General features: G+C 51.8%; 23 protein-coding genes. 6 read left to right on the forward strand and 17 right to left on the reverse strand.

Annotated features, from left to right (window positions below):
* Nucleotides 1–83 precede the first annotated feature (83 nt).
* Nucleotides 84–992: a LysR family transcriptional regulator gene (locus ACYJL1_RS08555; protein WP_460895017.1), complete on the forward strand. Its 909-nt coding sequence runs from the start codon at nucleotides 84–86 to the stop codon at nucleotides 990–992.
* Here the strand turns inward: ACYJL1_RS08555 and ACYJL1_RS08560 are convergent.
* The 9 genes from ACYJL1_RS08560 to ACYJL1_RS08600 form a co-directional block, all read right to left on the reverse strand.
* Entirely contained in the window at nucleotides 982–1,704 is a 723-nt protein-coding gene (locus tag ACYJL1_RS08560) for a copper homeostasis protein CutC (protein WP_460895018.1), read from the reverse strand. The genes ACYJL1_RS08555 and ACYJL1_RS08560 overlap by 11 nt on opposite strands.
* Entirely contained in the window at nucleotides 1,701–2,615 is a 915-nt protein-coding gene (locus ACYJL1_RS08565) for an ROK family protein (RefSeq protein ID WP_460895019.1), read from the reverse strand. Before ACYJL1_RS08565 ends, ACYJL1_RS08560 begins: the two co-directional genes overlap by 4 nt.
* Nucleotides 2,616–2,685: 70 nt before the next feature.
* Nucleotides 2,686–4,713 carry an ASKHA domain-containing protein gene (locus ACYJL1_RS08570; RefSeq protein ID WP_460897977.1) on the reverse strand — a complete coding sequence of 676 codons (2,028 nt, stop codon included), beginning with the start codon at nucleotides 4,711–4,713 and terminating at the stop codon, nucleotides 2,686–2,688.
* A gap of 141 nt (nucleotides 4,714–4,854) precedes the next feature.
* Entirely contained in the window at nucleotides 4,855–5,817 is a 963-nt protein-coding gene (locus tag ACYJL1_RS08575) for a methyltetrahydrofolate cobalamin methyltransferase (RefSeq protein ID WP_460895020.1), read from the reverse strand.
* A 10-nt stretch (nucleotides 5,818–5,827) separates the two neighbouring features.
* Entirely contained in the window at nucleotides 5,828–6,700 is an 873-nt protein-coding gene (locus ACYJL1_RS08580) for a methylenetetrahydrofolate reductase (protein WP_460895021.1), read from the reverse strand.
* 16 nt (nucleotides 6,701–6,716) lie between these two features.
* Complete coding sequence (locus tag ACYJL1_RS08585) at nucleotides 6,717–7,019, reverse strand: virulence factor (RefSeq protein ID WP_460895022.1); 303 nt, start codon at nucleotides 7,017–7,019, stop codon at nucleotides 6,717–6,719.
* A 118-nt stretch (nucleotides 7,020–7,137) separates the two neighbouring features.
* Nucleotides 7,138–7,809, reverse strand: coding sequence for an exopolysaccharide biosynthesis protein (locus ACYJL1_RS08590; RefSeq protein ID WP_460895023.1), 672 nt, complete (start codon nucleotides 7,807–7,809; stop codon nucleotides 7,138–7,140).
* A gap of 69 nt (nucleotides 7,810–7,878) precedes the next feature.
* Complete coding sequence (locus ACYJL1_RS08595; RefSeq protein ID WP_460895024.1) at nucleotides 7,879–8,454, reverse strand: DUF4893 domain-containing protein; 576 nt, start codon at nucleotides 8,452–8,454, stop codon at nucleotides 7,879–7,881.
* A 71-nt stretch (nucleotides 8,455–8,525) separates the two neighbouring features.
* Nucleotides 8,526–9,149, reverse strand: coding sequence for a DUF1638 domain-containing protein (locus ACYJL1_RS08600; protein ID WP_460895025.1), 624 nt, complete (start codon nucleotides 9,147–9,149; stop codon nucleotides 8,526–8,528).
* Nucleotides 9,150–9,217: 68 nt separating this feature from the next.
* On the opposite strand from ACYJL1_RS08600, the gene ACYJL1_RS08605 reads away from it, so the two are divergent.
* On the forward strand, nucleotides 9,218–9,373 hold the full coding sequence (locus ACYJL1_RS08605; protein WP_460895026.1) for an entericidin domain-containing protein: 156 nt from the start codon (nucleotides 9,218–9,220) through the stop codon (nucleotides 9,371–9,373).
* 76 nt (nucleotides 9,374–9,449) lie between these two features.
* Here the strand turns inward: ACYJL1_RS08605 and ACYJL1_RS08610 are convergent, their stop codons facing one another.
* Nucleotides 9,450–10,148, reverse strand: coding sequence for a corrinoid protein (locus tag ACYJL1_RS08610; RefSeq protein WP_460895027.1), 699 nt, complete (start codon nucleotides 10,146–10,148; stop codon nucleotides 9,450–9,452).
* Between the two features lie 245 nt (nucleotides 10,149–10,393).
* Between ACYJL1_RS08610 and ACYJL1_RS08615 the strand changes: the two genes are divergently transcribed.
* Nucleotides 10,394–11,983, forward strand: a complete 1,590-nt coding sequence (locus tag ACYJL1_RS08615; RefSeq protein WP_460895028.1) for a trimethylamine methyltransferase family protein — start codon at nucleotides 10,394–10,396, stop codon at nucleotides 11,981–11,983.
* Nucleotides 11,984–12,085: 102 nt separating this feature from the next.
* Nucleotides 12,086–12,745 carry a hypothetical protein gene (locus ACYJL1_RS08620; protein ID WP_460895029.1) on the forward strand — a complete coding sequence of 220 codons (660 nt, stop codon included), beginning with the start codon at nucleotides 12,086–12,088 and terminating at the stop codon, nucleotides 12,743–12,745.
* Between the two features lie 3 nt (nucleotides 12,746–12,748).
* Here the strand turns inward: ACYJL1_RS08620 and bmt are convergent, their stop codons facing one another.
* Nucleotides 12,749–13,762, reverse strand: coding sequence for a betaine--homocysteine S-methyltransferase (bmt, locus tag ACYJL1_RS08625; protein ID WP_460895030.1), 1,014 nt, complete (start codon nucleotides 13,760–13,762; stop codon nucleotides 12,749–12,751).
* 90 nt (nucleotides 13,763–13,852) lie between these two features.
* Nucleotides 13,853–14,689 carry a helix-turn-helix domain-containing protein gene (locus ACYJL1_RS08630; RefSeq protein WP_460895031.1) on the reverse strand — a complete coding sequence of 279 codons (837 nt, stop codon included), beginning with the start codon at nucleotides 14,687–14,689 and terminating at the stop codon, nucleotides 13,853–13,855.
* 117 nt (nucleotides 14,690–14,806) lie between these two features.
* On the opposite strand from ACYJL1_RS08630, the gene ACYJL1_RS08635 reads away from it, so the two are divergent.
* Both ACYJL1_RS08635 and ACYJL1_RS08640 read left to right on the forward strand, forming a co-directional pair.
* The gene (locus ACYJL1_RS08635) at nucleotides 14,807–15,844 is read left to right on the forward strand and encodes a fatty acid desaturase (protein ID WP_460895032.1); all 1,038 of its coding nucleotides are present in this window, start codon (nucleotides 14,807–14,809) and stop codon (nucleotides 15,842–15,844) included.
* Nucleotides 15,845–15,853: 9 nt separating this feature from the next.
* The gene (locus ACYJL1_RS08640) at nucleotides 15,854–16,621 is read left to right on the forward strand and encodes a phosphate/phosphite/phosphonate ABC transporter substrate-binding protein (RefSeq protein WP_460895033.1); all 768 of its coding nucleotides are present in this window, start codon (nucleotides 15,854–15,856) and stop codon (nucleotides 16,619–16,621) included.
* On the opposite strand, the gene ACYJL1_RS08645 is transcribed toward ACYJL1_RS08640, so the two are convergent.
* The 5 genes from ACYJL1_RS08645 to ACYJL1_RS08665 form a co-directional block, all read right to left on the reverse strand.
* Nucleotides 16,598–19,174: a GcvT family protein gene (locus ACYJL1_RS08645; protein WP_460895034.1), complete on the reverse strand. Its 2,577-nt coding sequence runs from the start codon at nucleotides 19,172–19,174 to the stop codon at nucleotides 16,598–16,600. The two genes, ACYJL1_RS08640 and ACYJL1_RS08645, sit on opposite strands and share 24 nt — an antisense overlap.
* A gap of 61 nt (nucleotides 19,175–19,235) precedes the next feature.
* Nucleotides 19,236–20,816 carry a trimethylamine methyltransferase family protein gene (locus tag ACYJL1_RS08650; protein WP_460895035.1) on the reverse strand — a complete coding sequence of 527 codons (1,581 nt, stop codon included), beginning with the start codon at nucleotides 20,814–20,816 and terminating at the stop codon, nucleotides 19,236–19,238.
* A 164-nt stretch (nucleotides 20,817–20,980) separates the two neighbouring features.
* Nucleotides 20,981–22,051 carry a quaternary amine ABC transporter ATP-binding protein gene (locus tag ACYJL1_RS08655; protein ID WP_460895036.1) on the reverse strand — a complete coding sequence of 357 codons (1,071 nt, stop codon included), beginning with the start codon at nucleotides 22,049–22,051 and terminating at the stop codon, nucleotides 20,981–20,983.
* Complete coding sequence (locus ACYJL1_RS08660) at nucleotides 22,044–22,931, reverse strand: ABC transporter permease (RefSeq protein ID WP_460895037.1); 888 nt, start codon at nucleotides 22,929–22,931, stop codon at nucleotides 22,044–22,046. Before ACYJL1_RS08660 ends, ACYJL1_RS08655 begins: the two co-directional genes overlap by 8 nt.
* Nucleotides 22,932–23,055: 124 nt before the next feature.
* Nucleotides 23,056–24,060, reverse strand: coding sequence for an ABC transporter substrate-binding protein (locus ACYJL1_RS08665; RefSeq protein WP_460895038.1), 1,005 nt, complete (start codon nucleotides 24,058–24,060; stop codon nucleotides 23,056–23,058).
* Nucleotides 24,061–24,436: the final 376 nt, after the last annotated feature.

Genomic DNA, 24,436 nt, shown 5'->3' on the forward strand with positions numbered 1-24,436 from the left:
TGACTATTGCTGTTATTTGATGTTCAATCAAACGAAATTAGCTAATGGTGTAATTAAGAAAAATTGATCTGAGAGGTAGCGACATGTCAGCACCGATGCATCACCCAATCCCAATCCTGGATCTGGACGTATTGCGCACATTTGCAATGATTGCCGAAACTGGCAGTTTTTCCAGCGCGGCTAATGCAGTCTTTCGAACGCCATCTGCAGTTTCTATGCAGATCAAGAAGTTGGAAGAGGTTCTCGGTCATGTGCTTTTGGAGCGCGATGCGCGTTCAGTGAAACTAACGCCCAGCGGCGAGATATTATTGGGTTATGCCAAGCGTATGCTCTCACTTAACCGAGAGACAGTTGCCAAATTCATCGCTCCTACAGTTTCCGGCGTTGTACGGCTTGGGGCACCTGATGATGTGGGTGAAAGGGTGCTTCCATTTGTTCTCAAGCGGTTTGCCGAGTCGCACCCGGATGTGACAGTTGATGTGGTAATCGACCAGAGCAATAGTTTGCGGAAACGTCTCGACGAGCAGCGTCTCGACGTGACTCTGGTGAATGTCAATGAAACATTGGCGAAGCTTGATGAAATCGAAGTCTTGATGACCGAAAAGATTATCTGGGCTGGTGCCAAATGCGGTAATGCTCATGAGCGCAATCCGCTACCATTGTCGATGTGGGAGGAGGGCTGTATCTGGCGTGCCAATGCCATTGAGGCATTGGAGAGTATGGGGCGTGACTACCGCGTCGCCTATATGAGTGCCCATACGATGGGGCAGCGCGCAGCCATTGTTGCCGATCTTGCGGTCGCACCGTTCTCCAAGTTCTTACTGGACGATAATATGGTCCAACTCGGACCGGAGCACGGATTGCCGGAGCTTGGGGAGTCAAAGCTCGGTATGCTCGTTGCCAAGAATGCTGGCGCCCATATCAAAGCTGTTGCTCAGCATCTTCGCGTCTACTTCGAAGGTTACGAGCGTACGGGCAAGCTTACCTGTTAAGGCAGTAGTCTTTCAATGCCTTGACAAGATCCGGGCAAGTCTGTTTTTGCGAGGCGTTTTCAAATCCAAGCCGCCTTGCTGATTCATTGATAACTGGCGAGGAAACCGAGCAGGAGGAATGAATCTCCGAGAACGGAATGCGATCAAGCAGCATCCCGACATTGCCGATATTAACACCTGATCCGGGCATGATACTTATCCGCCCATTGGCAAGTTCAAACGTCTGTTGCAAATCATTAAGGCCATCGGGCGAGGTAAGCGCGCGTCCGGAGGTGAGTATCCTCTCGAATCCAAGTTCGACGGCCATGTCGATAGCGTCTGCAAGGTCAGGTACGAGATCGAATGCACGATGCAATGTAACGCCCAGTCCACTGCATTGCTGGATCAACCGTTCAAGCGTCCTGTGATCCAACTCCCCGCTGGTCAGATTTGCACCAAAAACCACGCCAGCAAGGCCGTTCGCCCGAGCAGTGTCGATTTCGCGAAGCATCGCATCAATGTCAGCTTCATTGAATACAAAATTGCCCGACCGAGGCCGGATCATCGCATAGACAGGTATTGGTGAGGCGGTGGCTTGTCCGATCAGACCCGGTGTTGGCGTCAAGCCACCAAGATCAAGTGCTGAACAAAGCTCTACACGATCAGCGCCACCTTCAATTGCAGCTGCCAATCCTTCAGGGGCGTCCACGCAAACTTCAAGCAAAACAGTCATGTAGGAAGTTCCATTAATCCCAGAACTCCAGCGCCGATCAAGCCAGGTTCAATCTTAAGTTCTGCCGGTATCACCAGCGGCTTGTCACTGCGCCTCAAGATACGCGCACGTACTGCTTGGTCCAGTCGGCTGATCAGGGCGTGAGAATTAGCAAGTCCTCCGCCGACGGGCACAATTGAAGCTCCGACTATATTGATAGTCATTGCCAATGGCCCGCTGACGACATCTATGTAAACATCAATCGTTCGCGCTGCTGGCTCATCTCCAGCATTCCAGGCCGCGATAATCTCTGTACTTGCCAGTGATGTACCGTGAATATGTGCATGGAGCCGCTCCATGCCGCGAGCTGCTCCCACTGTATCAACACAACCGACCTGACCACAACCGCACGCATAGCGAGGGACAGAAACAGGTGGATTTCCTGCAAGTGTAGCCGAAACAGGACCATGACCCCATTCCCCGGCAAAACCACCAGCTCCCTCATGAATTTTGCCATTTATGACCAATCCACCGCCGACACCCGTTCCCAAAATGACACCAAAGACGATGCGATGGCCGCAGCCAGCGCCGACGACAGCTTCAGATAGAGCGAAACAGTCGGCGTCGTTAGCCACGAGAACAGGCCGTTGCAGTTTCTCGCTAAGGTCGGCAACCAAGCAACGACCATGTATGCACGGAATGTTGGCGCAGGTGATTACGCCAGTATCCGAATCGACAACACCCGCAATTGATATAGCAATCAGTTGGGAGGGGTCGGCACCACCATCCGCTGCAATTCGTTCTATTGTCGAAGCAAACAGATTGAAATCGTGCAGTGGAGTTGGAACCTTGGGTAGCGGTCGAACATCCTCAGGCGAATAAGCTATCGCGCCCTTGATAGCTGATCCACCGATATCAAAACAGGCTATCATGGGGGCAATTTCCAGAATCAATCATCTTGGTTGTTTGATAGCGGAAATTGTTAAAGTAGCAAAATTTGCTCTAATCGCGTGAACGACGGGCAGCGCGATCCTCGCGTGAACGACGGCGCGGTGTGGCGTCGCCCGCAACGCCATCCTCGCTGACGTTTTTGCGTGGGGGCAAGGTAATAGTCTTAGACAGTTTCGGAAATGGGTCTACCTTATTAGGCATCGCCATTGCATAGACGAAATGTTCTTGAAATTTTGGTTCGAGAGCAGTTTCAATTTTCTCGATGCGGGTAACGGTGTCTTCAATTTCGCGGCGATAATTGCGGTTGAGTAAGGCCATCCGTGCACCAGTACCTGCAGCGTTGCCGACCGCCTGAACCTTATCCAATTCGCAATCGGGGATAAGGCCGAGAACCATAGCGTATTTTGGATCGATAAAAGAACCGAAGGCGCCGGCAAACCTGATCTGATCAACGTGATCGATGCCCAGCTTGTCCATAAGCAACTTAACTCCAGCGTAAAGCGCCGCTTTTGCCAGCTGAATGGCCCTGACATCTGTCTGGGTGATGGTGATCGTCGGCGCGCCTTCACGCAGAAGATAGGAAAATGTCCGGCCAGTCGCCTTAACACGTGGCGACTTGGTAACAAGGCTACCGTCAATCACGCCATCTTCAGAGATTATTCCGGAAAGATACATTTCCGCGACGACTTCAATGATAGCAGAGCCGCAAATACCGGTAATACCACTGGCCTTCACAGCCTCATCAAACCCCGGTTCGTCCGACCACTGCTCTGTGCCAATCACGCGGAAACGTGGTTCTAAAGTTATGGGGTCTATGCGAACGCGTTCAATGGCGCCGGGTGCCGCTCGCTGGCCACCTGAAATTTCTGCGCCTTCAAATGCCGGACCTGTGGGTGAGGAGGCAGCCACCGTACGATGACGATTGCCCAGAACGATTTCGGCATTGGTCCCCACATCCACGAGCAACATCATCTCATCCTGACGATGAGGGCCTTCCGCCAGCGTTGCCGCTGCAGCGTCGGCTCCAACATGCCCGGCGATGCATGGCAGCATATAAACGCGCGTGCCGGGATTCATCGGGAGCCCAATATCAGATGATTTGAGGTGCACTGCGCCTGAAACGGCAAGCGCAAAAGGTGCTCCACCAAGTTCGGTCGGATCAATGCCCAGGAAAAGATGATGCATGATAGGATTGCCAACGAAAACAGCGTCGAGAATATCTTCGCGCGCAACGTCACCTTCAGCGCATACTCTGTCGATCAATTCGTTAATTGCTGTCCGAACCGCCGTTGTCATGCCTTCACGCCCATCGGGATTCATCATGACATAAGAGACCCGGCTCATCAGGTCCTCGCCGAAGCGAATTTGCGGGTTGGATGTCCCGGCGGACGCTATTGTGCGGACCGACAAAAGCGACGAAAGATGCATGGCTATCGTCGTCGAGCCGATATCGCATGCGATGCCATAAGCTTCATTCTTGAGCCCGGGCCAAAGGCCAATCATGGTCGGACGTGATGTCTCCTCATCGTGGTGTATGGCGGCTGTAACGCCCCATTTCCCTTTACGCAGTATCTTCTGCACATCGCCTAGAAGATAGGTGTCGACATCAATATCGTGAAAGCCCCATTCTTTTTCGAGAGCTATTTTTAACCGATCCAGATCACCGAGCGGTTTATGCATGTCAGGCTGTTCAACCTCGACATAGCACATGCGGATAGCGGGATTGCGCTCGATAACACGCGTATCGACGTCTTTGCGCACAACCTGCGCATTGACCTGTACGTCTTGTGGAACATCAACGACTAGGTCGCCAAGGATCGTGGCAGAACATGAAAGTCGGCGACCTTGTTTCAGATCACGCTTTTCCGCGTATCTTTGTTCTTTGGTCCCAAACTCCGAAATATGATCGTTGGAGGAGGTAATGCCATGTTTGGCAAAGTGACCTTCCTGCACCTCAACCTGGCAGCGGCCGCAGATGCCGCGACCGCCGCAAACGCTTTCCACATAAACGCCGAGACTGCGGGCGGCATCAAGAATCGGAGTGCCGATTGCAAAACGACCACGCTTTCCTGAAGGCATGAAAAGCACAAGCGCTTCCTTGGCCGAGCTTTCAGGTGTTTTAACGGGTGCGTTCAAGATCGGTACTCCAAAACTTATAGGGGTAGAGACGAAGTGTCGCCTCTACCGATCTATGCCGAACCCAGCGTCTGATGCAAATGCCTAACTTGCGACGCCGCGTCGCGCATCTCGTCCACCACGGCGGCGACCGCCACCGGCTGAATCGGCAGGGACAGATACCGAAGCTGTTGCGCCGGGTGCCGCTGGCTGGTGGTCTCGGTATTTTTTGATCCAATAGGTGCAATTTGCATCGGTGCCATTGAGAACATTGGCAGCGTGGACCGCTTCCATTTCTTGCGGACGGCATGGATTCATAATGGCCGACGTCATGCCAGCGCCAATAACCATTGGAATGAAACCGGCGTTGATTCCGTGGCGATGCGGCAGGCCGAATGAAATATTTGACAGACCGCAAGTCGTGTTGACCTTTAATTCCTCACGCAGGCGGCGAAGCAGGGCGAATACCTGACGTCCTGCATCGCCAAGTGCTCCGATCGGCATGACCAGCGGATCAACAACGATGTCGTGAGCCGGAATGCCGAAATCGGCGGCACGTTGAACGATCTTCTTGGCAACTGCAAACCGCACGTCCGGATCCATGGAAATGCCAGTCTCATCATTCGAAATGGCGACGACCGGAACATTGTACTTTTTGATAAGCGGAAGAATTGCTTCAAGCTTTTCCTCTTCACCGGTTACTGAATTCACCAGCGGACGACCCTTGGCAACGCGCAGTGCAGCTTCGATAGCTGCAGTAACCGAACTGTCGATGGAAAGTGGCACATCAACCAGCCCCTGCACGATCTCAAGTGTCTTGACCAGAAGATCAGGCTCTGTGGCGTTTGGATCGACCGCGGTTACTCCGGCATTCACGTCCAACATGGTTGCGCCAGCGGCCACCTGTTCCAGTGCATCCTTGATAACAGTGTCGAAATTCCCGGCTACCATTTCAGCGGCAAGTTTCTTGCGCCCGGTGGGGTTGATCCGTTCACCGATCACGCAGAAGGGCTGGTCGAAACCGATGATGATTTCTCTGGTCGCCGAGGCAACGATCGTACGGGTCATGCAGAAATCCTTAATTGGCGGCTGAGTTGACTGCTAGGTATGGGGTGCTGCTCAAGTTCCATGAACCACGATCAACCAGCCATTCGGAGGACTTCTTCAGGCCACCAAACGGGAAGATATGTATCTGCTTGATCGCCGATGCCGGATTAGCGATCGCGTGCTGCTCGATCGGCCCAACAACACCTTCGGGAGAATGGCTTGTTGCGAGTGCAGTTAGCGAAAGCGCATTCTTCTTCAAGAAGCTGATTGAATTACCAACGCCGCACATCGCAGCATATTTGATCAGTGTCGTGATTTTTGCAGGGCCTGCAACACCCAAATGCACTGGCAAATCTACACCATGCTCCCGCAGCGATTCCGAATAACGGATAAAGCGATCAGCATCAAAACCGAACTGGGTGACCACCCGGATGCGAGCCCCAGTGCGTTCGCCAAAATTCTTCTTCAGGCGCAGCGCCTCTAAAGCAACAGCTTCGGAAAACTCAGGGCTTCCTTCCGGATGACCGGCAACACCCATTTCTGTAATGCCATATTTATCGAAGAAACCGGTTTCAAGCACCTGCATTGTCGAAGAGAATTCACCTGCCTGTCGTTCAAGGCCGCCACCGATGACCAGGACATCCGTAACGCCTGCTTCCTGCGTGGCCCGTTGAATACGGGTTTCCAAAGCAGCCTTTGTTGATAGGCGGCGCGAGGCGAAATGCGGAACGGGCTTATATCCGAGGTCATGGATGCGCTTTGCAGCCGCTGTGAGCGTATCAACGCTATCGCTGCCCATATCGGTGATATAGACACGCGTTCCAGCTGGGAAAAGACCTGGAAGATCTTGGGATTCTATAGCCTGGCGCGCTGCGACTTCGATTGATGCTGCGATTTTCGTCATTGGCTTCGCTCTCAACTCATGAATTGTCATGTCCACCTGCCTTTACAAGCGCCACAAGGCGTTTCCGGTCATACTCATTATCAATGCGGGCGAGGGCTACATCAGCCTCAGTTTCAAGATCATCACTAACAGGCACTGGTGTGCCGCGACGCCATTCTGCCAGATAGGCGTCAGAATCTTTTGCACCTATACGCATGGCGCACATATCAATGGCTTCAGTAAAACGAATGGGAAGCTCACGCTTTGCTGCCTGACGCCCCTTTTTGACGGTTACCTGGGCAGGAATATCCCGCCAATAAACGACAATGAGATCAGCCATGCGATAGGTCCTCCGACGAGGACCGTTTTGCCGGAAAATAATAGGTTGAGCTAGCTATCTGACGACGCTCGGGCACTCAAATGCGACGTGGCGTCGTAGTGCTTTTGCGACAGACCCTTCAAATGGGCCAAAAACTGGCAGCATAGGTAATAACGCTGGCGGCAACAAAGGCGAAACCGGCAACGATACCGATAGAGACAACACCTATTGTAAGACCTGCAAATAATAAACGACCGTCGCGCTCACACAAAGCAATGCCAATAATGGCAGTTGCAAGAGCCGGGAGCCAATTTGAAAGCGGCATCGGCAACACGACTGACATGCCAAGAATGGTAGTAAAGGCACCGAGCAAGCGATCGCCTTGTTTCCGACCAAACGGCCAGTTGCGTGGTTTTATGAAGCGTTCCAGCCATTGCAGCTTGGGGACGATTTTATCGGAAACCTGCCTGAAACGTTCGGGCGAAATTGACTTTGAGCGCAAAAAGGACGGCAGCCAGACTGAATCTCGCCCCATAACCATCTGAATCGACACAAGCACAAGTGGAATGCCGGTCACCATCCCGGTCCCCGGGGGGAGTGGCAGCAGGTTCAAGATTGCAAAGAATGTTAAGAGCGCAGCGAAACTGCGATCCGTAAATGCATCCTCAAGTTCGGTGAATGAAACAGGAGTGGTAACGGAAAGAGATAAATCCTTGAAGACCTGCGAGAGGGACCGCGGATAGTTGTCCTCTTGAAGACCTTCGATCGTGTCTTCAGGGTCTGGTTTATGGTTTGCTTGAGTAGCGGTCATGTTCTCGTCTTGCTTGTGCTTTCGACGCATATGGCGTGAGCTTAGTGACATTGCAATGACGAAAGGACCTTAACGTTTCAATTCCAGAACATCCAAAAGCGATTCGCGCGCCGGCGCTGGGAACTCAATTCGAAAGGAGTCCTTGGACATTCGGTATGCGTAACCTACCTCGTCAGTATCAGCACCAGAACCATATTTTTTCGGCTTTTCGCCAGCAATATAGCCACTTCCCAAATAGATCAGGCGTGTATCACTATCCGTGAAGAAGCGACCTTTCGTGCGCTGCGAACCACTCGTCTTTTCCAGTGTCCAACCAGAACCGTCATCGGTGACACGGCATTTAAACCAGCTGTAGATCACGAGCGGCGTCGTCTTTCCGAGCTTTGTTGTGCGGCACTGCCAATTGCCGGTCATGTCGAAATCTTCGCTGAATCTGAGGGGCGATGCAGCGAAAATATCATTGAGTTTGGCTATATCCGTTGGCTCTCCGCCTTTTCTTGCTTCGTCGAGTGCCTGCGCTTTGGTTGTTTCATAAGATTCGAGACGAGCCTTGTCTGGAACGGTGATGATTTTGTTGATTGTCCCGTCGGCAAAAGCAGAACTTGCGACGCAGATCAAGAAGGCCGTCAGAATGGGAAATCGCATGTGAAATTTCCTGTTGGGATTACAAGATAGAGACGATTTGAATTGGCCACATTATGGCAAAGAGAAGCCGTTCAGTGATTAGCCGCTGCTCTCAGCGCAGGCACAAGGTCGCCATAGCCGGTCAGCCGACGCTCATAAGCCAAACCTAAAAACGCTGCAGCTTTTTCAGCCTTCTTACTCAGTTCCGGATTGTCTGTCTGTGCCATATAGATCATCTTTTTGTAATTGCCGAAATAAATATCGCGCAATTCCGGATGGCGGTCCAATCCCAAAGGTTTGACCATGAAGGCTTCAAAATGGCGGGCAAGAAAATCTGTCATGAAAAATGATGTCATGTCATCATCCCATTGTGCAGCAAAGAGATCGTTACCGGCATAGAACGAAAAGCAGTGAGGACCTGCAATTCGTTCTACACCGTGCTTTTCACACACACGGTCCAGCGCCCCGCCAGTTCCGCAGTCAGCATAACCAATGAAGATGTTTGTTATGCCTTCAGCTTTGGCTTTTTGAATGGCTTGATCAACAGACGGCGCAATCTTGTCTGGGTAGTGATGAAACTCCGCTGGCAGGCATGTCAGCTGCAAATGGTCCAAGCCAAACTGTTCGCAAACAGCCAGAATTTCGCGTGCAATCATGCCGCAAGCGATGACCCTTACAGGCTCAGGTTGAATCTTGTGGTTTCGACTAACATTCATGGAACCGATGTTGCTCCATCGCGTTATGGGAACGTTGAATTTAATTTATCAGAACGGGAGACATTTCCATGAAACTATCACACCTTGCTCCGATTGCAGCTATTCTTGCTGTTATAACATTGGCGGGGTGCGCAAATACCATTCGTGGTGTGGGTGCCGATGCCGCAAATACTGTGAATGCAACCCAAAGCGCAGGCCACCGAGTTGCAAATTCTGCTCAATAATTGAAGCGCCAATGTGGCGCTCTCTCCCAATTGCTTAATAACGAGCGGCTGCATCCTTATGCGGCCGTTTTCCCGTTCAGGCGCCAGATATTTGGTTGTGTTTGCGCTTCATGAACGACTTTGCAGTTTCAACAGCCACAGCCGCATCACGGCAATAAGCATCCGCGCCGACAGCCTTGCCGAACTCTTCATTAAGCGGAGCGCCGCCAACGAGTACCACATAATCGTCCCGAATACCTTTTTCCTTCATCGTGTCGATAACGACCTTCATATAGGGCATTGTCGTGGTCAAAAGTGCCGACATGCCAAGGATATCAGGTTTGTGCTCTTCAATGGCTGCCAGGTAATTCTCAACCGGATTATTGATGCCCAGATCGATTACATCAAATCCTGCACCTTCCATCATCATGCCAACGAGATTCTTACCGATGTCATGAATGTCACCCTTAACAGTGCCGATTACCAACTTGCCCTGCTTGGGAGCGCCGGTTGCAGCAAGGAGAGGGCGCAGGATGAACATTCCCGCTTTCATTGCATTGGCTGACAGCAGCACTTCCGGAACAAAAAGAATACCATCGCGGAAATCTTCGCCAACGATGCGCATTCCTTCCACCAGCGCCTCGGTCAGAACCCTGTAAGGTACCCAGCCGCGTTCCAGCAGAATATTGGTGCCTTCCTCGATCTCTTCCTTGAGGCCGTCATACAGATCATCGTGCATTTGCTCGACGAGTTCTTCGTCTGAAAGCTCCGAAAGAATGATTTCATCGTCGGCCATTTCTATGCTTCCTTTCGCGCCTCATGCAGATGTCAATAAGGGTTCTGGCGTTTCTCTATCATATCGGGCAAGTTGCTGAAAACACATTGCTTAAATGCGACCTCGTAAATGACGAAAACGACTGTTGGTTGTCTCCGATGCGCCACCGGGTGCCGCACACGGGAACGCTCTTGCGAGTTGTGCCGTTAGGATTTGGTCTGTTGAAGAAAAAGCCTGCGCTCGCGAAGCGCCGAGGAGATAAGAAAATGAGTGAGGATACGTCAGTTGATGTTTCCGCCGAGGCGGAAGCAGGCAGTGGTGGTCGCCGCGGTCGTGGCGCCGGGGCTGGAGCTGCTGCACGGCGTGCGGCGCGGTCTGGCGGTGGACCTGGCAAATCGCTGACTTATATTACCCGCAAGATAAATACCTATGAGGTCTTGGACGAGGAAGGCTTGGCAATCATTGAAGCCAATGCTGACACGGTGCTCGAAGAGATCGGTATTGAGTTTCGCGATGATGCAGAGGCTTTGGCTCTATGGAAAGAGGCTGGTGCTGATGTAAAAGGAGAGCGGGTCCATTTTCCGAAAGGGCTGCCGCGCTCACTTTTAAAAACAGCGCCTTCAGTTTATACGCAAAATGCGCGCAACCCGGAGCGGTCGGTCCAGATTGGCGGAAAAGCGACGGTTTTCGCACCAGTATATGGCCCGCCCTTCGTCCGTGATCTTGATGGCAATCGCCGTTATGCGACGATCGCGGACTTCCAGAACTTCGTGAAACTCGCTTATATGGCCCCCTCGATCCATCATTCGGGCGGTACGGTCTGTGAGCCAGTGGACGTGCCTGTAAACAAGCGTCATCTTGATATGATCTATGCTCATATCAAATATTCAGACAAACCATTTATGGGATCTGTCACTGCACCTGAGCGGGCTGAAGATACAATTTCCATGTGCAAACTTGTGTTCGGCGAAGACTATCTTGACCAGAATACAGTGCTAACCAGTCTTATCAACGCCAATTCACCGATGGTTTTTGATGAGACCATGTTGGGCGCATTGAAAGTCTATGCACGCAACAATCAGGCCTGCATCGTCACACCATTCATTCTTGCTGGCGCGATGAGCCCGGTTACTGTGGCTGGTACATTGACTCAGGTTCTGGCGGAGGTTTTGGCTGGCGCATCGTTCACACAGCTGATCCGCCCTGGTGCGCCGGTTATTTTTGGCACCTTTGCGTCATCAATATCCATGCAATCAGGTGCTCCAACTTTCGGGACGCCAGAACCATCGCTGGTGTCATATGGCGCTGCACAACTCGCACGCCGACTTGGATTGCCATTCCGTACGGGTGGTTCGCTTTGCGCGTCAAAGGTTTCCGACGCCCAAGCGGCCTACGAAAGTGCAAACACGCTGAACTCAACGCTTCTGGCTGGTACAAATTTTGTGCTGCATTCCGCTGGGTGGCTCGAAGGTGGATTAGTATCCTCTTACGAGAAATTCATGATGGATATTGATCAGCTCGGCATGGCTCAGAAGATCGCGGAGGGGGTTGATCTTTCAGAGAATGGCCAAGCCATGGATGCTATCCGGCAGGTGGGACCTGGCAGTCATTATTTAGGCTGTGATCATACACAGGCCAACTTCCAGACCGCTTTCTATCGTTCGAACATTGCCGACAACAATTCCTATGAGCAATGGCTTGCAGAAGGCGAGAAGCGTGCTGATCAGCGCGCCAATGAGCTTGCCCGCCGTTGGCTGGAAACATATGAGGCACCTCATCTTGATCCGGCAATCGATGAATCGCTGAAAGAGTTTATTGCCAAGAAGAAGGCATCAATGCCCGACGCATTCACCTGAAAGAAGCCCGAAGACGGCCGGGCTAAAGTGGCCGATCTGATCCATAAGGATGTGTGGACCACCGGGTGAAGGGGTAAGTGTCCGACCATGAGTGCTAACTCAATGTTGGATCGTGTTGCTGCAGGATTGAGGCCTTATGGTCTCGTTCCGCGCGGTAGCTTTATGTTTGACACGAGCATTTCCGCGCCGGATCTTGTTGGCAATGACAATTTCAAAAGCGTAATAATGGTCGGGCATTTTGGTTCGACCATGTGGCCGCATTTTAGTCAATGGCTACGGTCCAGACCGAACGTAACTGATCCGCTGGATACTTGGTCCAAAGAAGTGCTGAATAATATCGCCAAGCAAGTCGGAGCTGTTGCAGTTTTCCCTTCCGATCAGCCTTATCAACCGTTCCAGCAGTGGGCCAAGCACGCTGAAGGCCTGTCTGCTTCTCCCCTTGGGCTCCTAATCCATTCCCGATATGGGCTTTGGCACGCATTTAGGGGTGCATTGCTATTCGATTACGAAGTTGAGCTTTCGCAACAAGCTCCAGCCGTTCATCCTTGCGAAACCTGTCTAGGCAAGCCTTGCCTGTCAGCGTGTCCCGTCGATGCTTTTGAGGGGGCTGGTTTCGCGGTAGATCGTTGTCGAGGTTGCCTTTCGAACAATGGATACGAATGTATGAGCAATGGATGTAAAGCGAGGTTGGCATGCCCTGTCGGGCAAGAGCATGCTTATGTATCAGATCAGCAGCGCTTTCACATGTCTGCCTTCGCGTAGCGATTAACCGCGCCGTCCACGCCGCTCGCGTTTCGGCGTATTGTCCGCATGGGCGGCGAGCTTGTTGCGCATCGGCCCTATGACTTCGACAATTTCTTCCACTGTTGGCCGCGGCCCATGCCTATGGCTATCGAGTGCTTTACGCATCGCAGCAAGATGTTCGAACGATGTGCCGCAGCACCCTCCAATAATCTTCGCGCCTCCGTTTATTGCCAGATGGGCATAGTCGGACATGAGTTCAGGCGTGCCAGAATAGTAAATCTCAGCACCGCGAAACTCCGGAATGCCACAATTTCCCTTGATGACAATGGTGGCTGATGGATCAGCCTCACTCATATCAAGCAAAGATGCCAATATATCCGAGGCACCGACGCCGCAATTCGCGCCAACGGCAACTGGACGCTCTGCCAAACCGTCCACTACGTTATGAATTTCCTTCGGCGGCAGCCCCATCATGGTCTTGCCAGCTGTATCAAAAGAGCCTGTATAAACATAGGGAAGGCCAACTTTGACGGCTGCCTCAGCTGCTGCGCGGATTTCACCGGGCGCGGACATCGTCTCGATCCAGGCAACGTCGACGCCACCAGCTTTCAAGCCTTCCAATTGTTCTGTAAATGCGGCAATTGCATCTTGTTCAGTAAGGGTGCCGAGCGGAACCAGCAATTCACCTGTGGGGCCTACTGAACCTGCAACAATAACTTTCCGTTCGGCCTTGTCGGCAACGTGGCGGGCCAATTCTGCTGCTGCTTTGTTGAGTTCAAAAACGCGATCTTGAGCATGATGCAATTTAAGGCGGTGCCGAGTGCCACCGAACGAATTCGTCAAGATGATATCTGCACCCGCATTCACAAAGCCTTGATGCAACGCGATGATTTTCTCAGGTTGTGCCTCGTTCCAAAGCTCCGGAGCTTCCCCTGCCTCAAGGCCGGCCGCAAACAGATTTGTACCTGTAGCGCCATCGGCCAACAGTACGCCCTTTTCAGCAATCAGTTCGGCAAGTGGGTTCGTATTGGTCATAGGGATTGTCCTTTGGTTCGATGGTATGCCGATATAAAGAAATCTTTATATGTGGTCAATTCCCATATGCGACAAGGCTTGGCGCTGTCGTTATCTGATCGTTAAGGACGAAACATAGTTGGCAACTTCATGGGCATTGATCCTGGCGAAACGTATCAGATCGTCAAAATGCCGCTGCATTGTTAACACAGCTTCTGTTGTGTTGAGTACCAAGTACATACCTCCGACGAACAGTGCGACCCTATAAGGCCCAAAGACCGTATAAGGCACAGAATACCTTTCGCGCCCGTCAAACAGATAGAGCCGGAAGGACGGATAGAGTTCCTCCAGCAAAGCAGACATATGTTCAAGTTGCTCTGCACGAACTTCTTTCGTCAGTTCGCCCCAGATGCCGTAACCCGATGCAAAGTCATTTAATGTCTGGAAGGGCATGCAGACTTCCATGTCTGTACCCGGTTGACGGTTATAGTCCAGGCGAAAGGCCGTTTCGCTCATCTGTGTAGCTGGGTCGCGGTGGACCATGGATGTTTCGTAGGCAATGACCGCAGGAGTACGCAGCAAATCCGGAATGCGTGCGGGCACATAGCGTATTTTGCTACCTGTAGCCTCAGCATGCCAGCGAACCAGCAGAGTGCGCTCAAAATTATCCGGCCCTTCTTCAATCTCCATGCTCGGACGGAGTTCACCGGTGATCCCTTCGTCTTGGCTAAGACCCAACAACCAATCCAGCGAAACCGAATGCCGCTCTGCAATATTAAGCAGGGTTTCAACCCTGGGTAATCGTGTCGATTGCCCTGATAAAAGTTGCGACAGCGCAGACCTATCTATGCCAACCGATTGAGCAAATGCCGACTGATTGTCGCCGCTACGATTCAGAAGGCTTTTTATTCGTGTCTGAAACAGACGCGAAAGATCTCGCTTATCCATGTGATCATCGCTGTTTGTTTATAATGTACAACAAATGCATTATTTGGTGCGCAAAATCAACACTCAGGCACAATTATATCGTTGCTGTCAATTCCTGACAGTGAGACCATGAAAAACATGGAATCAGAACGACATACCCCAACTACATCATCACTGGCTGCAAATCAGAGGCAGCACCGTACCATTGAATGGCCAACGATTGCCTTATTGGCATTGTGTTACGGGCTTTGGATTTTTGCCGGATTTTATCTTTATACTGTCATGCCGGTTCTGGCGCTTTTGCTAATGGCCGTAGCTGTCGCGTTGCACTCATCCTTACAACATGAAGCATTGCACGGGCACCCAACACGCAACGGAACAATGAACGAGTTGCTCGTTTCCCTTCCGCTTGGCATGTTTTATCCATTCAGGCGCTATAAGCACTTGCACCTCAAACACCACGCTGATGAGCGCTTGACCGATCCTTACGATGATCCGGAAAGCCACTTCCGTGCGCTCGGCGATTGGGAGAAACTGCCGAAGCCTTTGAAGGTCTTGCTGAATTGGAACAATACGCTCATCGGGCGAGTCATTTTTGGTCCCGCATTGATGGTTGTTGGATTCCTCATAAGCGAGTTCAAGCTCGTCGCTGGCGGTGAACGCAAGACGCGTAATGCATGGATTTTACACGTTCTTGGTCTCGCTCCCATGCTCGCTGTGGTCTGGATTGTGTTCGATATCCCGATCTGGATTTATACTCTGACGGCGGCCTATTGGGGATTGTCAATTGTCGCCATCCGCACCTATTGCGAACATCAATGGTCAGAGCGTCCAGATGGACGAACAATTATCGTCGAAAGAACCCCGCTGGCGCTGCTGTTTCTCAATAACAACCTGCACTTTGTTCATCATAAGCGGCCCACCGCACCTTGGTATGATCTGCCGCAAATCTATGATGAACAACGAGAAGAATGGCAGCGGATGAATGGCGGTTACGTATTTCGCAACTATTTTGAAATTCTGCGCGCCTACGCATTTCGCAAGAAGCAAGAGGTTGTCCATCCCGTGCTAAGACGTGAGCCTGCGACAGCACGGGCTTTCCGTCCACGGCGTCATGGTATCAGCATGCAGGGCGGTTCAACTTTACCTATTCCCGCAGAGCCACCGAAAGACTAAGTATAGCATATGACCCTGGTGGCGGCTTTGCCGATGTATGATTGGCCGGAACGACGCACGCAAGTGGATGCGCAATGGTCCCTCCTGCGTGATACTCTTCGCGCAGAAGGCTTTAATGCACCGGATCGCCTGACAAGACGCAATGCCGACCTGCCACCGATCCCGGGAGGTATAAGGGATGCGACAGGACGCATTATCGCCCCGGATCCGGCGACCTTGCCGCCCGATGAGCTTGATCTCCCCACGCTTTGGCGCCATCCCGCTCTTTTACTGGCGCAGGCCTGTTGGGGTCCGATGGAACTCGGACTGCAACAGCATGTCCGGGTCGTGGGACAGGATGATTATTCAGGCGTGCAAGGAGGCGAACAAGCGTTTTATTCGAGCCCAATTATTATGAGGCGCGGTGAAGGCATTGGCATTCCGGCTCCCGCCGATGGAAAGCCCCATTTACCTTTGGATGTAATCAGGCAGAAACGCCTCGCATTTAACAGCCACGATTCAATGTCCGGATATCTTTCGCTGAAACGCGACCTTGAGGCTTTGGGCGAGACATTTGATCTGTTTCTCAGCCAGCATGAGACGGGCGGCCACCGAAACTCGGTTAACGCTGTTGCAACTGGTCGCGCAGACGTTGCGGCCATTGATTGCAAATCTTGGGATTTAGCCCAACGCTATGATGAGGCAGCGGGTGCCTTGATCGTGGTTGGTTGGACAGGCAGGCGCAAAGGTCTGCCCTTTATATCATCGCTGGCATTACCCACGCATCTTTTCACCTGACGGGTCGAAGGGCGGTTCGATATTGATCCGGGCTGCTCTTCGGCGTCCAAGAATCTCCACTTCGAACAGACCTTGGCTCTCGTTTACAGCAAGTTCTGCAGGCACATATCCCTGTGCCATGGAAAGCCCTACGTAGTGAGCGTAGCCACCGGATGTAACCCATCCAACAACACGCCATTCACCTTGCACGGCGCCAATATCGCCAGCATTAGCAACGACTTCGCCTTTGTGGTTAAACCGTGGAGCGCCAACGCCATGGTTGGCCTGAACTACATCATAATCCTTGGAGACTTTGGCCCAAATTGGTTCATCTCCCATTACATCGGCTGCATCGTCACTTGATGGTACATCGATGATAAGCGAGACGCGGCGCAACTTCGTGCTGTTACCAGCGTCAAAGTCTGCTTTCTCTTGCATTGCCATTTCCCGGCCAATGAAATCATTCTTCGAGAGCTTTATGAAACGGTCCATCGAACCTTCATAGGGGCCGTAGATTGGTCGCAGTTCGCGATACCATGTCGGAAAGTTCTTCTCAAGTCGCATGGAGAGCAAGGCGCGCATACCAAAATCGACAATATCATACTCGGCACCGGCTTCTTTGATCGCCTTATAGACGAGGCGCTGATAGGCTGGCTCCATCCATATTTCATAGCCGAGATCGCCGGTATAGGAGATACGGTTTACCTTGCACGGCGCCCCCCCAACAGCCATTTCCCGATAATCCATAAAGCGAAATACAGCGTTGGTGACATCTTCATCAACAAGTTTGGTCAGAACATCGCGCGCTTTTGGTCCGGCAATAGACAGGCCGACCAATGTCTGGTCAAAGCGATGGATGTGAACTGAACCGTCTTTTGGCTGTTGCTTCTCAAACCAGCGCATATGATAGCGCTGAGCCGCCGAGGATCCCCATATGACGAAGCGCTCCTCATCTGCCTTGGCAATCGTAAAATCACCGATAAGCTTGCCTTCATGATTAAGCATGGGTGTCAGGATGAGGCGGCCCTTTTTCGGCATTGTGTTGGTCATCAACCGGGAAAGGAAAGCTTCCGCGCCGGTTCCCGTCACCTCATATTTCGCGAAATTGGCAATTTCGGTAACACCTACACGCTCACGCGTTGCCCGCACCTCATTGCCAATATGTTCAAAATCATTGGAGCGATGGTATGAAACAATATCCTTTGCCTCCGTGCCTTTGGGCGCGAACCAGAGAGGCGTTTCGAGCCCCCAGGAATCGCCCATGACAGCATTTTGCGAAAGCATCGTCTCGTAAAGCGGCGTTGTTTGTTGAGGCCGGGCGGCTGGAAGCTCTTCATTGGGGAATCGGATTGAAAAACGGCGTGAATAATTTTCGCGAACCTTGGCATTGGTATAGCGCAAGGTCGCCCATTCACCAAAGCGTGCGACATCCATACCCCAAACATCGAACCCGGGTTCGCCATGCACCATCCAGTTGGATAGAGCGAGACCAACCCCGCCGCCCTGACTGAACCCGGCCATGACAGCACAAGCCGTCCAGTAATTGGTCAGGCCGGGTACGGGACCGACCAGAGGATTGCCATCCGGTGCAAATGTAAATGGCCCATTGATAATCTGTTTGATGCCCGCCTTTTCAATGCCCGGAAAATGTTTGAATCCGACTTCCAGAGAGGGGGCGATACGATCAATATCGGGAGCAAGAAGTTCGTGCCCGAAATCCCAAGGCGTGTTTACCGGCGACCAAGGCTTGGCTGCCTTTTCATAGGTGCCAAGCAGAATGCCATTGCGTTCTTGTCGCGTATAGATTTCACCTTTGAAATCCATGACGCCAATGAGTTCGCGGCCAGTACTTTGGTTGAATTCCGTGACCTCTGGAACATCTTCAGTCAGGAGATACATGTGTTCCATGGCGAGGACAGGCAATTCAAGTCCGACCATACGCCCGACTTCACGGGCCCATAGACCGCCACAATTGACGACATGTTCGGCTTTCACCGTTCCTTGCTCGGTGATGACATTCCATGTGCCATCGACTTCCTGCGTTAGTTCAACGACGCGATTGCGGAGCGATATTTCTGCTCCGAGTTTACGTGCGGCCTTGGCGTAGGCATGTGTTGTTCCCGATGGGTCCAGGTGCCCCTCAACCGGATCCCACATGGCGCCGACAAAGTTACTTTCGTCCATTAACGGGAACATGGCTTTGGCTTCGGATGGCGTGATCAGTTCGGTATCCATGCCAAGATAGCGGCCCCGTGCATGGGCGAGACGCAGGAAGTCCATGCGCTCCGGGCTGTCGGCCATCATGACACCACCAGTCAGATGCAACCCGCATGATTGGCCGGAAAGCTCTTCGATTTCCTTGTAAAGGCTGACCGTATAAGCCTGTAGCTTGGCGACATTTGGATCGCCGTTCAATGTGTGAAATCCGCCCGCTGCATGCCACGAAGAACCTGATGTCAACTCGGAGCGCTCGATCAACAAAACGTCTGTCCAGCCAGCACGAGCAAGATGGTAAAGAACGGAACATCCAACAACGCCGCCACCGATGACAACTGCTTTAACGTGCGATTTCATGCAATTAAGCCTCTTGGGTACCAATATGATTCAAGGAATTAAGAAGATGATTCAGCCCGTTTCAGAAGTCAGTTGGCGCGCCGCCTTCAGACTTTCTTTTGGCGACGAAGGCATCAATTTGTTCTTCAATGGCGGGGTCGATCGCGGGTTTGATGTAAGTTGCCAGCCGTTCTTTCCACACGCGGTTTGCGCGCTCGATAGCAGTGGGAGAGCCAGCTTCCTGCCAACTTTCATAGTTGCGCCAATCCGAAATGATTGGCGCATAGAAGGCTGTTTTATAACGTGATTGCGTGTGTGCTGTGCCAAAGAAATGTCCACCTGGGCCGACATCGCGCATAGCGTCTACACCGAGCGCATCATCGGACAGATCGAGCGGGGTCAGGAATTCGGCCACCATCTGCAAGAGATCAAAGTCGAGCATCATTTTTTCGTAGGAACAGCACAGCCCACCCTCAAGCCATCCCGCCGAATGCAGCATGAAATTGGCACCGCCCTGAATAGCACCCCAGAGGGAAAAGACTGATTCGTAGGCTGCCTGCGCATCGACAGTATTGGCTGCGCAAACATTGGAGGTGCGATAAGGGATGCCGTAGCGGCGGGCCAATTGCCCACCGACCATCTGCGCTTTCATATATTCAGGTGTGCCGAAGGCCGGTGCACCTGATTTCATATCAACGTTTGAGGTAAACCCTCCGTAGCCGACCGGGGCACCCTTTTTGACCATTTGGGTGAACGAAATTCCTGCCAATGCTTCGGCATTCTGCTGCACCAATGCGCCCGCAATGGTAACTGGGGCCATTGCCCCGGCAAGTGTGAATGGCGTCACGATGACAATCTGGCCATTGCCGGACATCTGGATAATGCCTTCCATCATCGGAATATCCAGTTTGAGCGGCGAATTGGTATTGATGATCGTATAGCAGGAGGCTTCTTGCTGTAATTGCTCACGGCTGATGCCACGAGCGATCCGAGCAATCTCTATTCCGTCTTCATTGCGTTCCTTACCAAGCGAATAAATATGAAATGGTTTATCCGTGAGAGTTGCAAGGTCGCGAATGCATTCCAGATGTCGCACCGAAGGATGAATATCAATGGGTTCGACCGGGTAACCGCCCGTCGCATTGATGATGTTATGCATTTGTGCCAGTTTCAGGAAATTACGAAAATCCCCTTGATTACCTGCGCGTCTACCATTGTCTGTGTCAGAACAATTTGGTGCTGAACCCATCTGCGCAAAAATAAGATTATTGCCGCCAAAACGTACATTGTGCGCGGGATTGCGTGCATGCAGTGTGAATTCAGATGGCGCATGTCCTACATATTCAAGAATCATGTCTTTGTCGAAATGCACGCGTGCCGTGCCGGGCCGCACGTCAGCGCCGGCCTGCCTCATGATTTCCCGGGCACCATCATGCAGAACGTCGACACCGATCTCTTGCAAGACTCTCAGCGAAGCGTTGTGTATCGATTCCAACTCGTCATCGGAAACAATTTTTGTGGGCGTCAGCGGAATTTTGAGCTGGCGAGTTGGTGGCTGGTCGAACGCACCACTTTCAACGCTACGTGGACGGGATCGGCCCCCACGTCTGCCATGATCTCGCGATGAACCAGTGTTTTCGATTTCAATCGCAGGTTCGCTCATAATGCATGCCCTCTGTGACACCCTTGAAGGGTGGGTAGGGTCACTATCGCCAGAGGTGACAAAAGGATGCGTGGCGTTAGCGACTCCTTGGGCAAAGTAAACGACATGTCGTGCTTATAAGGAGCGCCCCGATCTCACGGGATCACTCTGATTTGCCTTACAGCCTATTCAGCGGCTGCAGCAGTCAAATGACTGATTGGGGTAACCATGGCTTGAATGAGATTATTCATGCTCAGCACGCCCAGTGATTTGCCATTCTCGTCAATGACTGTAGCATATTGTTGATTAGCGTCGGTCATTGTCTTGGCGGCTTCTTCGAGCGTAGTCCCGCTGGCGACTGTCACATTGCCTGCATCTGCCGGTGCCCCGGATTCTGTCGCTATAGTGTCTACCATGATGACACGTCCGCGGTTCACTTCCTTGACGAAGCTGGAAATATATTCGTCTGCCGGTTGCAGAACGATGTCCTGCCCGGTTCCTTGCTGGACAACCTCACCATCTCTTAAGATGGCAATATGGTCCCCGAGGCGAAGCGCTTCATCAAGATCATGCGTAATGAAAACGACGGTCTTCTTGATTTCCTTTTGAAGATCAAGCAGCACTGTCTGCATGTCCATGCGGATCAATGGATCAAGCGCTGAGAATGCTTCGTCCATAAGCAGGATTGGCGCATCGTTTGTTAATGCACGTGCAAGCCCGACACGCTGTTGCATGCCGCCCGAAAGTTGATTCGGGTAGTTGTCCTCAAAGCCTTTAAGACCAACACGTTCAATCCAGCGGCGCGCCTGTTCTTCCTGCTTCTCACGAGAGAGCCCTTGGATTTCCAAACCATAGACAGTATTGTCCAGCACGGTGCGATGAGGCAGCAATGCAAACTTCTGGAAAACCATTGCTGTCTTGTGTCGGCGAAATTGACGTAAATCACTCTCGTTCATCTGGCAAACATCGGTGCCGTCAATGATGACTTCGCCAGCCGTTGGATCAATCAAGCGGTTGATATGCCGGATGAGGGTGGATTTGCCAGATCCGGACAGGCCCATAACGACCTGAATTCCACCAGCAGGCATATCGATATTGATATCGCAAAGACCAAGCACGTGCTGGTGCTTTTCGTTGAGTTCTGTCTTGGTCATACCGTTCTTTACGGCCTCGACATATGCAGATCCGCGCGGGCCAAAAATCTTATACAGATTCTTGATCTTTATGCCCGCGCCCTGAACGTTTTGATCAGCCATGGACGACCTCCTGATGCTTTTGAAGACGTTTGCCATAGGCCTGACTAACGCGGTCGAAGATGATGGCAATGCCGACAATGGCAAGGCCGTTAAAGAGACCAAGGGAGAAGAACTGTCCATTGACAGAACGCAACACAGGCTGACCAAGCCCCTGCACGCCGATCATGGAGGCGATAACCACCATGGCAAGCGCCATCATGATCGTCTGGTTGATGCCAGCCATGATGGTTGGAAGGGCGAGGGGAATCTGTACGTTTTTGAGGCGCTGCCAGCTTGATGAGCCGAACGCATCCGCAGCTTCCAGCACGTCCTTATCCACAAGCCGGATACCCAGATTGGTAAGGCGGATCATCGGTGGGATAGCATAGATGACCACAGCGATAAGTCCAGGAACCTTGCCGATACCGAGAAGCATAACCACCGGAATCAGGTACACGAAACTCGGCATTGTCTGCATCACGTCAAGTATTGGATTGACAATTCGCTGGAAGCCATCGGATCTGGCCATGACGATGCCGATGGGAATCCCAACCACGATAGATACCACTGTCCCAACGAAAATCATCGCGATCGTCTTCATCGCATCATTCCACATATCGAAGTAACCGATGAGAAGCAGCGTAAGGATTGTCCCGCCCACAATCTTCCAGTTGCGGCTGGCAACCCAAGCTATACCCGCAATCAGCAGGACTATGATAGGCCAAGGCGTCCCTGTCATGAAACGTTCCGCCTGTATCAGAAAATACTGCAGGGGCTGAAAGAATGACTCAATAATATCGCCATATTCTCGCGTAAAAGCTTTAAAGCCTTCATCCATCGTTTTCTTCAGATTACGCAGAGTCTCATCATTCATATTTGGGAATGAGTAGAACCAATCCATACGTTGGTACCCCTTCTAAAGTCAGAAAAAGCTGTGCTTTTTCGTACGACCTTGCTGGCCGAGCGCTAGGGCGCTCGACCTGTTCGAGATTGCATGCAGCGGAGCAAGCTCCGCTGCAATTTGACTATTGGACAGCTGCCTTGATTTTCTCTGCGGCTTCAGGGGAAACCCACTTCGACCAAGTAGCCTCATTATTCTTCAGATAATATTTGGCGCCGTCTTCGCCAGTAGCCTGATTATCGACCATCCATGCGAGAAGCTTGTTGGTCTCTTCGGTCGAAATCTGGCGCTTCTTCAGGTATTCAAATGCAGGCCCTGCACGGTCAGCGAATTCCTTGGTAACGATTGTATAGATATCTGCAATCGGCCAGCCATTCGGCTTTGGATCCGGACAATCAGCGATTGAATTGCAACGATTCCATTCCTTTTCATCCCACGGAACGCCATTATCCAGCTTTACCATCGGATACTTGCCAAGAATGGCTGTCGGACCCCAATAATAGCCCAACCAAGGTTCCTTGCGTTCGTAAGCTTTGGCTATAGAGCCGTCGAGACCGGCTGCAGAGCCTGTGTCGACAAGAGTAAAGCCGTTCTTGTCGCCCTCATAAGCCTTGTAAAAGTTCGTGGTTGTGATCTGACATGCCCAGCCTGATGGGCAATTATAGACAGCGCCCTTTTTGGGATCTTCGGGCGAAGGAAACAATTCCGGATGCTTCATCGCATCGGCGATGGTTTTGATCTCTGGATGTGCATCCGCGAAATATTTAGGAACCCACCAGCTTTCGGTGCCGCCTTCTGTGATCGCTGGCGCCGCATAGACCAGCTTGTTCTCTTTCACAGCCTTTTCAAGAGGCTCGCGAACGGCATTCAGCCAGCCTTCCGGTGCGATATCAGGCTGACCTTTTTCAATCATGGACGTGAAGGTCGGTACAGTATCGCCTGCAACGAGTTCGGCATTGCAGCCATAGCCTTCAGTCAAGATTATCTTGTCGAGGTTGGCCAATGCTTCGGCTGACTGCCAGTTCATGTTTGCGATCGTAACTGTACCGCATTCCTCTGCTGCTGAAGCCGATCCGGCATAACCGAATAGTCCAGCTGCCAAGATAGTTGAAGCAAGTAGCTTCTTCATGTTCGTAGTCTCCCACTCTTTTTTGACAGTTCACCCGAATGCGAATTTACCTGTACTGCCATTACAGTCATTCGCTTATGTGCCATTTGGCATTCTTTATTCCGATAGAATGCAATGCTTTGATGGAATAAATGCGGTGTATCGCGACAAGGCTTATCGATAAAACGACGCGGCGAAAATGAATGAGGTGTCAGAATAACAATGCTCATGAAAGCATCGTAACAAACCAATAGATGAAAGATCAACGCTTTCAGTGATTTTCTTTCGAAAGTTGATGTCGACACGTGTCGATATCATCCCATTACGATTTTTAGCAGCAACGACATGTTGCGCTCAATGCAGGCACTGTGGGCAGCTCTCGTCTTTCCTGTTAGCG

The sequence above is a fragment of the Phyllobacterium sp. K27 genome (genome assembly GCF_054796155.1).

Coding starts and splice junctions, on each gene's coding strand:
- ACYJL1_RS08565 (WP_460895019.1), bottom strand. CDS start 2,615: ATGATAGCCTGTTTTGATATCGGTGGATCAGCTATCAAGGGCGCGATA.
- ACYJL1_RS08615 (WP_460895028.1), top strand. CDS start 10,394: ATGAGTGAGGATACGTCAGTTGATGTTTCCGCCGAGGCGGAAGCAGGC.
- ACYJL1_RS08620 (WP_460895029.1), top strand. CDS start 12,086: ATGTTGGATCGTGTTGCTGCAGGATTGAGGCCTTATGGTCTCGTTCCG.
- ACYJL1_RS08630 (WP_460895031.1), bottom strand. CDS start 14,689: ATGGATAAGCGAGATCTTTCGCGTCTGTTTCAGACACGAATAAAAAGC.
- ACYJL1_RS08665 (WP_460895038.1), bottom strand. CDS start 24,060: ATGAAGAAGCTACTTGCTTCAACTATCTTGGCAGCTGGACTATTCGGT.
- ACYJL1_RS08635 (WP_460895032.1), top strand. CDS start 14,807: ATGGAATCAGAACGACATACCCCAACTACATCATCACTGGCTGCAAAT.
- ACYJL1_RS08595 (WP_460895024.1), bottom strand. CDS start 8,454: ATGCGATTTCCCATTCTGACGGCCTTCTTGATCTGCGTCGCAAGTTCT.
- ACYJL1_RS08570 (WP_460897977.1), bottom strand. CDS start 4,713: ATGCCTTCAGGAAAGCGTGGTCGTTTTGCAATCGGCACTCCGATTCTT.
- ACYJL1_RS08650 (WP_460895035.1), bottom strand. CDS start 20,816: ATGAGCGAACCTGCGATTGAAATCGAAAACACTGGTTCATCGCGAGAT.
- ACYJL1_RS08560 (WP_460895018.1), bottom strand. CDS start 1,704: ATGACTGTTTTGCTTGAAGTTTGCGTGGACGCCCCTGAAGGATTGGCA.
- ACYJL1_RS08575 (WP_460895020.1), bottom strand. CDS start 5,817: ATGACCCGTACGATCGTTGCCTCGGCGACCAGAGAAATCATCATCGGT.
- ACYJL1_RS08610 (WP_460895027.1), bottom strand. CDS start 10,148: ATGGCCGACGATGAAATCATTCTTTCGGAGCTTTCAGACGAAGAACTC.
- ACYJL1_RS08645 (WP_460895034.1), bottom strand. CDS start 19,174: ATGAAATCGCACGTTAAAGCAGTTGTCATCGGTGGCGGCGTTGTTGGA.
- ACYJL1_RS08640 (WP_460895033.1), top strand. CDS start 15,854: ATGACCCTGGTGGCGGCTTTGCCGATGTATGATTGGCCGGAACGACGC.
- ACYJL1_RS08555 (WP_460895017.1), top strand. CDS start 84: ATGTCAGCACCGATGCATCACCCAATCCCAATCCTGGATCTGGACGTA.
- ACYJL1_RS08605 (WP_460895026.1), top strand. CDS start 9,218: ATGAAACTATCACACCTTGCTCCGATTGCAGCTATTCTTGCTGTTATA.
- ACYJL1_RS08655 (WP_460895036.1), bottom strand. CDS start 22,051: ATGGCTGATCAAAACGTTCAGGGCGCGGGCATAAAGATCAAGAATCTG.
- ACYJL1_RS08600 (WP_460895025.1), bottom strand. CDS start 9,149: ATGAATGTTAGTCGAAACCACAAGATTCAACCTGAGCCTGTAAGGGTC.
- ACYJL1_RS08660 (WP_460895037.1), bottom strand. CDS start 22,931: ATGGATTGGTTCTACTCATTCCCAAATATGAATGATGAGACTCTGCGT.
- ACYJL1_RS08590 (WP_460895023.1), bottom strand. CDS start 7,809: ATGACCGCTACTCAAGCAAACCATAAACCAGACCCTGAAGACACGATC.
- ACYJL1_RS08580 (WP_460895021.1), bottom strand. CDS start 6,700: ATGACGAAAATCGCAGCATCAATCGAAGTCGCAGCGCGCCAGGCTATA.
- ACYJL1_RS08585 (WP_460895022.1), bottom strand. CDS start 7,019: ATGGCTGATCTCATTGTCGTTTATTGGCGGGATATTCCTGCCCAGGTA.
- bmt (WP_460895030.1), bottom strand. CDS start 13,762: ATGACCAATACGAACCCACTTGCCGAACTGATTGCTGAAAAGGGCGTA.